11 protein-coding genes and 1 riboswitch are annotated in these 12,397 nt (G+C 38.7%); of the genes, 6 read left to right on the forward strand and 5 right to left on the reverse strand.

Annotated elements, in window-relative coordinates; translation table 11 throughout:
• The first annotated feature begins 100 nt into the window (after positions 1-100).
• Positions 101-1,633, forward strand: coding sequence for a DUF2271 domain-containing protein (locus tag AC04QZ_RS02440; protein WP_478356428.1), 1,533 nt, complete (start codon positions 101-103; stop codon positions 1,631-1,633).
• Complete coding sequence (locus AC04QZ_RS02445) at positions 1,599-2,288, forward strand: PepSY-associated TM helix domain-containing protein (RefSeq protein WP_478356429.1); 690 nt, start codon at positions 1,599-1,601, stop codon at positions 2,286-2,288. The genes AC04QZ_RS02440 and AC04QZ_RS02445 overlap by 35 nt, the downstream gene beginning before the upstream one ends.
• A gap of 69 nt (positions 2,289-2,357) precedes the next feature.
• Here AC04QZ_RS02445 and AC04QZ_RS02450 read toward each other — a convergent pair whose 3' ends face one another.
• The gene (locus AC04QZ_RS02450; RefSeq protein ID WP_478356430.1) at positions 2,358-3,584 is read right to left on the reverse strand and encodes a multidrug effflux MFS transporter; all 1,227 of its coding nucleotides are present in this window, start codon (positions 3,582-3,584) and stop codon (positions 2,358-2,360) included.
• A 209-nt stretch (positions 3,585-3,793) separates the two neighbouring features.
• Between AC04QZ_RS02450 and AC04QZ_RS02455 the strand changes: the two genes are divergently transcribed.
• On the forward strand, positions 3,794-4,564 hold the full coding sequence (locus AC04QZ_RS02455; protein ID WP_086546054.1) for a queuosine precursor transporter: 771 nt from the start codon (positions 3,794-3,796) through the stop codon (positions 4,562-4,564).
• A gap of 34 nt (positions 4,565-4,598) precedes the next feature.
• Positions 4,599-5,048 (forward strand): hypothetical protein, encoded by a 450-nt coding sequence (locus AC04QZ_RS02460; RefSeq protein ID WP_478356431.1) that lies wholly within the window; start codon positions 4,599-4,601, stop codon positions 5,046-5,048.
• Positions 5,049-5,127: 79 nt separating this feature from the next.
• On the opposite strand, the gene AC04QZ_RS02465 is transcribed toward AC04QZ_RS02460, so the two are convergent.
• From AC04QZ_RS02465 to AC04QZ_RS02475, 3 genes are all read right to left on the reverse strand, one after another.
• Entirely contained in the window at positions 5,128-6,372 is a 1,245-nt protein-coding gene (locus AC04QZ_RS02465; RefSeq protein WP_478356432.1) for a homoserine dehydrogenase, read from the reverse strand.
• A gap of 139 nt (positions 6,373-6,511) precedes the next feature.
• Complete coding sequence (locus AC04QZ_RS02470; RefSeq protein ID WP_478356433.1) at positions 6,512-7,570, reverse strand: homoserine O-acetyltransferase family protein; 1,059 nt, start codon at positions 7,568-7,570, stop codon at positions 6,512-6,514.
• A gap of 28 nt (positions 7,571-7,598) precedes the next feature.
• Entirely contained in the window at positions 7,599-8,930 is a 1,332-nt protein-coding gene (locus AC04QZ_RS02475; protein WP_478356434.1) for an O-acetylhomoserine aminocarboxypropyltransferase/cysteine synthase family protein, read from the reverse strand.
• Between the two features lie 264 nt (positions 8,931-9,194).
• Positions 9,195-9,305, reverse strand: a riboswitch (SAM riboswitch).
• Between the two features lie 210 nt (positions 9,306-9,515).
• Here AC04QZ_RS02475 and AC04QZ_RS02480 point away from each other — a divergent pair.
• Positions 9,516-10,532: a hypothetical protein gene (locus tag AC04QZ_RS02480; RefSeq protein WP_478356435.1), complete on the forward strand. Its 1,017-nt coding sequence runs from the start codon at positions 9,516-9,518 to the stop codon at positions 10,530-10,532.
• A gap of 46 nt (positions 10,533-10,578) precedes the next feature.
• Here AC04QZ_RS02480 and AC04QZ_RS02485 read toward each other — a convergent pair whose 3' ends face one another.
• Positions 10,579-11,694, reverse strand: coding sequence for a trans-sulfuration enzyme family protein (locus AC04QZ_RS02485; protein ID WP_478356436.1), 1,116 nt, complete (start codon positions 11,692-11,694; stop codon positions 10,579-10,581).
• A gap of 123 nt (positions 11,695-11,817) precedes the next feature.
• On the opposite strand from AC04QZ_RS02485, the gene AC04QZ_RS02490 reads away from it, so the two are divergent.
• Positions 11,818-12,312: a hypothetical protein gene (locus tag AC04QZ_RS02490; protein WP_478356437.1), complete on the forward strand. Its 495-nt coding sequence runs from the start codon at positions 11,818-11,820 to the stop codon at positions 12,310-12,312.
• The last annotated feature ends 85 nt before the right edge of the window (positions 12,313-12,397 follow it).

Raw genomic sequence — 12,397 nt, forward strand, 5'->3', positions numbered from 1 at the left:
CAAGAAATTTTGTATTATTTCAAATATATTTCTTCTTATTTAAAATTATTCCAGATAAAGCCCTTTCTTTGCATTTTAAAATCTCAATTATCCATTAAATATGAAGTTTAAACACTTAACCGCTGCCTTTTTATTGGTAATAAGTGCCTCTGCATTTGTTAGCCCGAAAAAAGCTTTAAGAACATTTGTTTCCAACTACGAAAATGTATTGGGCACATCTTTAGAATTAAAATTTAAAACAGTTAGCCAGGCTGATGCAGATTTAGCCGAAGCATGTGCATTAAACGAAATAGATAGGCTTGATGATATTTTAAGTGCTTATAAAGCAAACAGCGAGTTTAGCAGATGGATGAATAATGGCAAACAAACCACCAAAGTTTCATCAGATTTGTTTGAGGTTTTAAAGCAGTTCGAAAATTATAAAGTGTTAACCAATGGTGCCCTTGATGCATCAGCTAAAGTTATTGGTGATGTTTGGAAAAAGGCAGCTGCCGAAGGCCGTTTACCATCTGCCACAACATTACAAAATGCAGTTACTTTAGTGAAGCAAAAACATTATGTATTAAATGAGCAGGATAAAACGGTTACACGTTTGGATGATGTGCCATTAGCTTTAAATTCTTTTGCAAAAAGTTATATCATTAACAAAGCGGCTGAGAAAGCTATTCAAAGCCCAGGAATTGAAAATGTGGTCGTGAATATTGGTGGCGATATGGTAATTAAAGGAAATCAGCCCGAAGCTATTGAAATAGCCAATCCTAAAGCTGATGCCGAAAACGATGTGGCGCTAACGACGATTAAAGTATCAAACAAGGCTGTGGCTACCAGTGGTAATTATCGCAGAGGTTTTAATGTCAATGGAAAATGGTATTCGCATATTGTTGATCCACGTACCGGAAATCCTGTTTCAGAAATAATCAGCGCAACGGTTATCGCCTCAGATGCCAGCGAAGCCGGTGCTCTAGCGACTTCTTTTAATGTACTTTCTCTTGCCGAGATTAAAGCAATGACTGCGACTAGAAATGATATCGCATACCTGTTGATTACTAAAGAGGGTAAAGAAATCAAAAGCAAAGAGTGGGCTAACTATGAGCTTGCTTTAAATAAGCCGGCAACTGTTTTAGAAAAAGTAAATAAAGCTGATAAACTTTGGAACACTAAATATGAATTGGTGGTAAACTTAGAAATTGCCAATATAGAATCTACTGATGGTAAACGTGTTCGTCGCCCCTTTGTGGCTGTATGGATTGAAGATGCAGCTAAAACACCTGTACGTAATCTTGCCATTTGGTATAATAAACCACGTTGGTTGCCAGATTTAAAATCATGGAACCGGGCCAATGGCGAAGAGTTTAAAAAAGGAGCAGAGGGAAAACTGAGTTCAACGAGCTCGGCTACACGTGGTCCCGGTAAATATAGCTTATCATGGGATGGAAAAGACGATAGCGGAAAATTGGTAAAAGCAGGTACTTACACCGTTTTTATTGAAGTGGCCCGTGAACATGGAACTTACCAGGTAATTGCGCAAGAAATGAAATTTACTGGCGCTGCAAAAAAAATAGAATTAACGCCAAATACAGAACTAACATCAGCATCCCTTGACTACAGAAAAATCGGAACCGCAAAAAAATAAGATCACGGTTGCACCTAGCGGCCTGGGGAAAAAGCAGGTTAAAAAAGATAGCGGGAAGGGCAAGGGTAAAAAACGTTTAGCTGGTTTATCACGCTGGCTACATATTTACTTATCGATGGTGAGTTTTACGATCCTGTTGTTCTTCGCTGTATCGGGCCTGACTTTGAACCATGCAGATTGGTTTACTTCAGGCAAGGAGGTGGTTACAAAAGATTCCGGATCAGTAAACTTAAAATGGGTAAACCAGCCTGATACCAATAAAATCAACAAATTACAGATTGTTGAGTTTTTTAGGAATAAACATGCGGTGAAAGGCGCATTAAGTGATTTTAGGATGGATGACAGAGAACTGAGCCTTACCTTTAATGGCCCGGGTTACCTGACTGATTCCTTTATCGACCGCGAAACCGGTAAATACGAATTAACTACAACCAGGTTTGGCGCTGTGGCCGTGATTAATGATTTGCACAAAGGCAGGGATTCGGGTAAAGCCTGGTCGTGGATTATCGATATTTCGGCTGTGCTGATGACCCTGGTGTCTATCTCCGGAATTATTTTAATCTGTTTCATCAAAAAGAAACGACTAAGCGGTTTTATCATCGCAGCAGTAGGTACGATTATTTGTTATTTAATTTACAAGTTATTTGTACCATAGCTTAACCACGAAGACACTGCGGGCATTTAGATTATTTCTATATGTCCTTGATGTCTTTGTGGTATATATTTAATGCGCTATAACTGCCGAATCAGATGATGCATCCACTTCAGTGGTAATAAACCTTCTTCCGATTAACAAGCAACATAAAGCGATAAATGCAGCTGCCGTCATTACCAAGGGCATAGGTACAACCGAGTGTTCGCTAAATAAACTTACCATTACCGAGGCCAGAGCGCCTAATCCCATTTGCAAGGCACCCATCAAGGCCGATGCACTACCCGCATTTTTGGTGAATGGCGCCAGCGATAAGGCAGCAGCATTTGGATTAATTAAACCTAAACAAGCCAGGAATAAGGCGATAAAACCGATTGTTGTGTATAAATTTAACCAGTTATTTAAAGCAAACACCAAAAAAATTAAGCTGAAAATACATTGTGCAATAAGCGCATAGGTAACAATGTTTTTGCTGCTAAACCATTTCAATATCAGGCTGTTTACCTGGCTCGAACCAATAAACGATACCGATAACAGGGCAAATATCCATCCATAACCAGTTTTACTCACTTCATATATTTTCATAAATACCTGAGGAGATGAAGATACATAGGCGAATAATCCCGAAAAGGTAATCGAACTGATCAGTGCATAGGTATAAAATTGAGGCTCTTTTAAAACGGTGAAGAAATTGGTTAAAATCGGTTTTGGTTTTAAAGAGTAATTCGGATCGGGTTTATAACTCTCCGGCAATTTGAAAATTGTAGCGAGAAGCATTAAAACCGCCATCAAGCCTAAAAATACAAACACATATTTCCAGCCTAAAGCCGAAATTAAGTAACCACCTGCAGTTGGGGCAAGCATGGGCGAAACCGCGATCACCAGCATTAGGGAGGCAAATACTTTCGGGCTTTCTTCTACAGAAAACAGATCACGAACCATAGCAACAGAGGCTACGGCCGTAGCACAACTTCCAATGGCTTGTACAAAACGTAAAACAATTAACTGGTTCACATCAGTTACGGCCAAACAAAGAAAAGAAGAAAGGATATAAAGTGCCAAACCAAAATATAGCGGTTTTTTTCTTCCAAATTTATCCAATAGCGGACCATACAATAACTGGCCGGCAGAAATCCCGATAAAAAAGCTCGATAATGATAGGGCTACAGTCGATTCATTACTGCTTAAATCCTTTGCAATATCAACAAAACCAGGTAGGTACATGTCGATAGAGAAGGGCCCGAGAGCAGCCAATGAACCTAAAATGAGTATGAGGTAGAAATGTTGTTTTTTAGCCATGAAGATTACCAGATTTTGATGGCGCAAAGATTGGGAGATTTAAGTTGTTAACCTATTTTTACGGTCGAACGATTGTAAAAATCATATTTTTATTGCCCATCATTTAAAGCTACCCGTAAAAACCTGCCTGCGTAATCTTTGTGTTATCTATGTTAAAAATATGATGATCGCTATGCTAAATCTGCTATTTATTTATAGATTTATAGTCTATGACTTTTAAGACCAAAGAAAGCCGTTTACTACTCATTCTGGGTAGCTTTTTTGTAGCCAACGCTATATTATCAGAGTTTATTGGAGTTAAATTGTTCAGTGTTGAAGAAACGCTGGGCTTTAAAAAGTTCGATATCAATTTACTCGGTGTGCCGCATTTATCCTTTGTAATGTCGGCAGGGGTATTAACGTGGCCAATTATTTTCATCATGACGGATATCATCAATGAATATTTTGGTGTTAAACAAGTTCGGTTTTTATCCATTCTTACGGCCATATTAATTTCATTTGCCTTTATTGTCGTGTGGGGATCTATGCATTTAACTGCCGCCGATTTCTGGGTGCATCAAAACATAAATGGAGAAGACCTCAATATGAATAACGCATTTGCCGGGATATTCGGACAAGGGATGTGGATCATTGTAGGATCGATTACGGCCTTCATCATCGGACAAATGGTTGATGTGTTGATATTCCATAAAATTAAAAGAATAACAGGGGAGAGGGCACTTTGGTTGCGTGCCACGGGCTCTACTTTAGTCTCTCAGTTTATTGATAGTTTTGTGGTCATATTTATTGCATTTTACATTAACCCGCAATATCATTACAGCTGGCAACAGGTGTTTGCCATTGGCCTGGTGGGTTATACATATAAATTTGTTGTGGCCATTTTAATGACCCCTATTTTATATATCGTACATGCGATAATAGATGGTTACTTAGGAAAAGACCTCGCCCATAAGCTGATTAAAATGGCTGGTAGGGGATAAATATTTAAAACAATAACCAATATACATCCGATTTATGAGAAACATTTTAATGCTACTGGCAGTAGTTGGACTATTATCCTGTTCTACTAAAAATGAAAAGAAGAAAGATTCAGACCTTGATATTCAGGGCACCTGGCAGCTATTATCAGCTACAACCATCGAAAACGGAACCAGCCAGACAACAGATTATTCGGGCAAACTGAAAATGATCAAGATGTTTAACAACACTCATTTTGCATTTTTAAAACATAGCCTTAATCCTAAAGATACAAGCAGTTTTGACGCCGGTGGCGGAAGTTTTGTATTAGATAAAGACGATTATACCGAGCATTTGGAATATTATAAAAACAAAGATTGGGAAGGCAAGACTTTTAAATTTAAACTTGCCATTAATAAAGATACTTTGATTCAGAAAGGTGTTGAAAAGGTAGAGAAAGCTGGCGTCGACCGGGTAATTATCGAAAAATACATTAAGGTAAAGTAATGAAACGCAAAAGGTCGGACTCGCTCCGACCTTTGTACTTAACAACAAAACAAATAAAAAAATTAACCTTAAAAATAAATTATAGGCTTGCCAACTCCTGGGCAAAAACATTTTCACTCAATTGCTCTTGTTTGTAAATCTGTCTGCCGGTGTAGGCAACAAAAACAGATTCATCTAAAAGCAAGTCGCGGTTTTTAATTAAACTTTCCAGCTTAACCGTTCCAACCACATATTTATAACTGCTTGCAGCATAACGTTCGCTGATATTGTCGAATTCCAATAGGGTAATCAGATCCTCATCAGCATAACGCAGATAAATTTCTAACAGAATATCTTCCGTATGTTTTACGCCGTTTTCTGAGTGGTATTTTTTATACTCGTAACGGTAATCGTAACGCAAGGCGGCAATATCAGATAGTACTGCAGCACCAGTAGGATGGCCGCCCGCACCTTTACCATAGAAAAACTGTTTATCAGCAAAAGCCGCCTGAACAGCAACTGCATTGTATTCGTTTTCTACGTTGTAAAGGAAATCATCCTTAGCTACCAGTTTAGGTAGTACATAAGTCACAATGTCTTTTGTATTCACTTTACGAGCAGTAGGAACCAGCTTAATTTTAAAGTTTTTCTCACGCGCATATTTAATGTCGTGGTTAGAAAGGTTCTGTATACCAATGTTTAAAATGGCATCAGGATTTACAAACAAACCATAGGCATGTGCTGTTGCAATGGCCAGTTTATATTTTGGATCGTAACCACCCACGTCTAAAATCGGATCGGTTTCTGCGAAACCTAAATCCTGCGCTTCCTTTAAAGCCGAATCGTAACTTTGGTTTTCGTTAAATATTTTCGATAAGATGTAATTAGATGAGCCATTGAAAATCCCACTCAAAGCATGGAATAATTCATTATCATAGTATTCTTCTAAATTTCGAATGATTGGAATACTACCACAAACAGCGCCTTCATACAGTAATGAAGTACCATGCTCTTGTTGTAAATCTACCAGCTCTTTCAAATGCGTGGCGATCATTTTTTTATTGGCAGATACTACATTTTTACCATTTTTTAATGCGGTAGTTACGATTTCATAAGCCGCATCTGCGTCATTAATTAATTCTACAATCGTATTGATCTCTGTATTATTCAGTATTTCGTTGCGATCAGTGGTAAACAGATCCTTATTAAGGGTACGCTTCTTTCTTGGGTCTTTTATCGCGATTTTAATGATCTCCAGGTTCAGGTTCTGGCTTTGGATGATATCCAATAAACCTTGCCCTACAACGCCGAAACCAAATAAACCGATTTTTAAATTTTTACTCATTATTTTAGACTTGATTATACAGATAGATGGATTACACCGATTAACTGCATGTTATATTATTTTTTGTTTTTTATTGCGCAAATTTTAGCGGTTCTCGTTGTTTTTGCCCTAAACCCTAAACCCTAAACCCTAAACCTTCCTAAGCCGTATGCTGTAATTTGATAATTTTTTTATTCCTGCTTTCCTTAATAAAGTTTCCGATTACGTTAGTCAGGGCATCTGTTTCGATCAAAAATCCATCGTGTCCATAATCCGAATGCAAGGCACAAAATTCTGCCCCAGGGATGTGATCGGCCAGGTATTTTTGCTCTGACAGGGGAAATAACACATCGTTTTCAATACCAATGACTAATGTATTTGCCGTAATTAGTTTTAATGCATCGGCGATACTTTTACGGTTGCGGCCCACATTATGACTGTCCATTGCTTTGGTTAAGTAATAATAACTGTAAGCATTAAAGCGGTTGATCAGTTTTTCTCCCTGATAATTCTGGTAAGAAGACGACCTGAAATTATCTGTCTTATCGTTTACACTTTCTACCTGTGTACTCCCATAAGCGCTGTAGGTTCTATAACTTAAAAGTGCAATGCTACGGGCAGTTTTTAAACCCTTGCTGCCACCATTAGGCTGGTTGGCATAAAAAGTTCTGTCGGTAGTAATGGCTAAACGCTGACTTTCGTTAAAAGCAATTCCCCACGGAGAGTGTGCTGCATTGGTGGCAATCAAAATCAGGTTTTCGATTTTATTCGGTTCGGAAATACTCCACTCCACAGCTTGCTGACCACCTAACGAACCACCGATTAATAATTTTATATAATCAATACCTAAATGCGATGCCAATAACTGGTGTGCCGATACTAAATCGCGGATGGTAAACTGAGGAAATGAAAGATAATAAGGCAAACCTGTTACGGGATTGGTACTTAATGGGTTCGAGCTACCATAATGCGAACCTAAAACATTGGCACAAACGATATAATGCTCTTCCGGATTGAACAATGAGTTTTGACCGAATAAACCTTCCCACCATTCAAAAACATCAGCATTGGCGGTAAGTGCATGGCAAACCCAAATCACATTATCTTTATTTGCATTTAATTTGCCATAAGTTTGATAAGCAATCTGCAGGTTACGGATTTTTTTTCCGCTCTCTAATTTGAACTGTTTATTATAGTGATATGTTGATGTTGTACTCATTGTTTTGTTGTATTCGGAATATTAACGGTTAGGCTTGTAAATGCGCTGTTGGAGCGGTAGCTTTAATGGTGGCGAACGCTTGTTCGAAATCGGCTTTAATATCATCAATATGCTCAATGCCGACTGAAACCCTTAAGGCATTTGGTTTAACACCCGCTGCCAATTGTTCTGTTTCGCTTAATTGCTGGTGTGTTGTGGCTGAAGGCTGAATGATCAATGTTTTGGCATCACCTACATTGGCCAGATGCGATACCAGTTTTAAGTTATCAATTACCTGTGTTGCGTTTTCTTTGCTTCCGGCCAACTCGAACGATAATACTGCCCCAAAACCATTGCTTAAATATTTTTTAGCCAGGTTGTTGTATTTGCTGCTGGCCAAACCAGGGTATTGAACTTCTTTAACCAATGGATGGTTTTCTAACCAGGTGGCTAATTCTAATGCATTATCTACATGGCGCTGAACGCGGAGCGATAAAGTTTCTAATCCTTGTAATAAAAGAAAAGAATTGAAAGGGGATAAGGCCGGTCCAAGATCTCTTAATCCTTCTACACGGGCCCGGATAATAAACTGGATATTGCCGAATGGTCCGCCGATGCCAAAAACATCGCTAAAAACCAAACCATGATAACCTTCCGAAGGCTCAGAGAATTGTGGGAATTTTCCATTGCCCCAGTTGTAATTTCCACCATCAACGATTACACCGCCAATACTGGTACCGTGGCCACCAATCCATTTCGTTGCCGATTCGACCACGATATTGGCGCCATGCTCTAAGGGTTTAAACAAATAACCACCTGCGCCGAAAGTATTATCGACCACCAATGGCAGATCATATTTTTTTGCAATGGCCGCAATTTTTTCGAAATCAGGAACACTAAACGCCGGATTGCCAATGGTTTCTAAAAAGATCGCTTTGGTTTTATCGGTAATTTTGTTTTCAAATTCTTCAGGCACATCCGGATTTGCAAAATCGACATGTATACCCAAACGTTTGAAAGCTACTTTAAATTGATTATAAGTTCCACCGTAAATGTGAGATGAAGAAACGATACTGTCTCCAGCTTCCAATATGTTGTTTAAGGCTATAAATTGAGCGGCTTGTCCTGAGGCTACGGCCAAAGCAGCTACACCACCTTCTAAAGCCGCAATACGTTTTTCGAAAACATCGTTGGTTGGATTCATGATCCGGGTATAGATATTTCCAAACTCTTTTAAAGCAAATAAATTAGCCCCATGTTCGGCATTTTTAAAGCCGTAAGAAGTGGTTTGATAAATAGGAACCGCTCTTGATCCAGTTGTAGGATCTATTTCCTGACCAGCGTGTAATTGTAAAGTTTCAAATTTATATGATGTTGACATAATTTCTATTTTTTTTTTGGTGTGATTTAGATAGGTGGAAATTAGGGTAATCCTAAAACCTAACAGGGCGTATCCCGATTTCGCGGGACCTTCCAATTTGAAAGAAACAAAAAAGGAAGATTTTTAAATTACTGTATGCAACAGCACATACAAGTAATCGCACGCATCTCGCAACAAATAAAAGAAATAGAAGTCCGTTCTACCTTTTTAAGGTTAGCACTGGGTTCGCTTAGCGATTGAAGATTTAATGTTTTCATCAGTTCTAATTTATATCTCCAAATAACACCATGTTATCCGGTCAGGAATTGGCACCTTCTCTTTCTGAGGGTTGCCAGTGGGTCATCGAGCCAGTCTCTCGCCACTTCTTTATAAATCAACCTGTGAAGATTGACTTTTATTTAGCTTTCTGCCAAATAATATTCCAAATGTCTGAATTTAATTTTAATCCACAAAATAAAATTTCGAAATTACATTAACGCACTGAAAATGAATGGTGTATTTTTATGGTGTGATGACAATGCGAAACTTTTAATAAGAAATTAACGCTTAAAATTCTAAGTTTGTGTTACCTATCTAAATTTAATCATGATGAAAAATACAAAAGCCCTATGTTTAGGCCTGCTCTTTACTGTAATAGGTTTAAGCAGCGCAAACGCCCAATTCGGAGGTTTAAAAGACAAACTGTTAAAAGTAGGCACTGCTCAGGGTGCTAAAGCCTTAGGGGTAGACAAGTTTTTAAAACAGCCCGCTGCCATTACCACCAGCTTTGAAGATGTAAACAGAGAAGGCGAAAAGCTACCTGATTTCATTAATTCATTAAATTTAAAGGCCCAGCCATTATATTTATTGCCTAAAAACCCAGAGGGTGGTTTTGTACTTTGCGAAGGTTTATACGAAATGACCAATAAAAGTTATTGTTTAAAAGCCGGAACTTTTGCGCCATCAAAAGGCGATGGTTATATGTTTGCACCAGTTTTAGGTCCGAAGGAAGAAATTGTGGTTTCTATTCTGAAAAGCGCTGAGAAACATCCTGATGTAGACCAACATGATATCCAGGCTTTACTCTGGACGATCATTGCCAGAACAAAATTTGCCGATTTTAATGGACAAGTTAAAGTAACTGCCATTAAATTATTAACACCAAAACAACTTACCCAATTAGAAGGTGGTGCATTAGGCATTTTACCCTTCGATGTAATGGAAAAGGCCAAAGATCAATTGCCTGCAGGTGTGAGGGCCGTTTTTGAAGCAGAAAATAATATCCGCCAGTTAGTCGCTTCTGGAAATTATACCTACGCAGATATGGAAAAATATGCGATTATAGCGGGTATGGCGCCACCAAGAAGCGATGTGCCAAGTGGTATCTGGACCAAACACCCAGACGGTTATTATGTGCGTTATTTCCCTTCGGGTTATTCGATTACCAGGGTGCAGGTTTATGTACCAAAAGAATTACTGGCTGGCGGAACAAAACTGATATATGATGCTGCCGGTGATATTGCCTGCCCGGCCAATACAGGATCGCAACGTTTGGCACAGACTAATGAGCCGCTGGAAGCAAATTATTCGTTGAAGTTGACTACTATTTGTAACCCTAAATAAGATATATAAATCCTATAAGGACTTAAAGACCTTATAGGATTATATTTTAACCCAGCGCCTGCGCTAAATCAGCGATAATATCATCTGCATGTTCTAAACCTACAGAAATACGGAGTAAATTTTTAGGCGTTTTACTATCAGGGCCTTCCACCGAATAACGGTGCTCGATTAAACTTTCAACACCTCCTAAACTGGTCGCCTGCGCAAATAACTGAACTTTGTTGACCACTTTATGGGCAGCTTCAACATCTCCTTTAACCAGGAACGACATCATCCCACCAAAATCTTTCATTTGTTTCTTTGCAATATCGTGCTGTGGGTGACTTTCTAATCCAGGATAAAAAACAGCTTCAACATTTGGATGTGCGTTTAAATAGTCAGCGATAATCTTTCCATTTTCACAGTGTCCTTTCATGCGGTAAGCCAGTGTTTTAATACTTCTGGTTAATAGAAAACAATCGAAAGGAGAAGGCACCGCACCACCCGTTTGCTGGATATTTTTGATTTTCTCCCAAAGCTCATCTTTTTTGGCCGTTACCAAAATTCCGCCGAGTACATCGCTATGCCCGCCCAGGTATTTGGTGCTGCTGTGCATCACAATATCAGCCCCTAATAAAACCGGATTTTGTAAAATTGGAGAAGCAAAGGTGCTATCGCAGGCCAATGTGATGTTTTTCGCCTTCGCGATCTTAGCAATTTCTTCGATATCGGTAACTTTTAATAAAGGATTGGATGGCGTTTCAATCCAGATCAGTTTGGTATTAGGTTTGATGCTCGATTGTATCAGATCTAAATCGGTCTGGTCAATAAAGTCAAATTCCAAACTATCGTTAAAAATAGTAAGCAATTGTTTTTTAATTCCCCAATACATATCATCTGGCGCAATAATGTGGCTGCCGGGTTTTAAGGCCTGGAATAAAACCAGACCACAGGTGTTCCCCGAAGAAAAAGCCGCTGCATCTTCGCCATATTCTAATTTGGCTACAGTGTTTTCTAAAGCAGACCGGTTTGGATTGCTTACCCTGCTATACATGTGTCCGCCCGGATAGCCGCCTTCTGCATCACGAAAAAAAGTTGTCGACAGATTAAGAGGAGGTGTGACATCGCCTGTAATGCTTCTTACAAGATTAGAAGCGTGAATAGCAAGGGTTTCGGGTTTCATGGTCATTAATTTTGATCGAAGTAATATCGGGATGTAATTTAATAATTTGGCGCTAATTTAAGGTTCGTAATGGTTTTGGCAAGATTTATGTAACAAGTTTGACGAAATTTAAATTAAACAAAAATGAAAAGATTATTTATAGCTATCGCAATAGCATGTTCTACTTTAGTAATGTTACAAAGTTGTAATACTGCAAAAAGAGTAACAGCAGGTGTAACAGGTAGCAGAGGTACAGTGGTTCGCGAATGGGTAGTGAGTAATGTAGCTTTAGAAGGATTGCCTGATGGCGCTGTTCAAGGTTTGTTTGGAGAGAAATCTTACAAATGTTTCCAGGGAAGTACATGGAATTTAACCAATAGCGGAAATGGTTCTTATACCTTGCCAGCATCAAGCGCTTGTGGTTCGGTAATGCAAACCATTTTCTGGTCGGCAGCACCTAAAGATCAAACCTTCCAGTTTAAGAAAATATTTGAAGGCGATAAAGCCAAAAATGTAACAGAAGGTTACCGTTTAGTATTAACTGATCTTTCTAGCACACAAATGATCTTAAAATCGCCAATCGAATTTGGTGGCAAAACTGCAAACATCGTTTTAACATTTGTACCTGCAGCAAAATAATTAAATTTACCTACGAAAAACATACAGTGAAAGCACTTCTGAAAAGAGGTGCTTTTTTTGTTTACCGTCTTTTAGGATTGCCACG

The sequence above is a fragment of the Pedobacter folensis genome, from assembly GCF_056490665.1.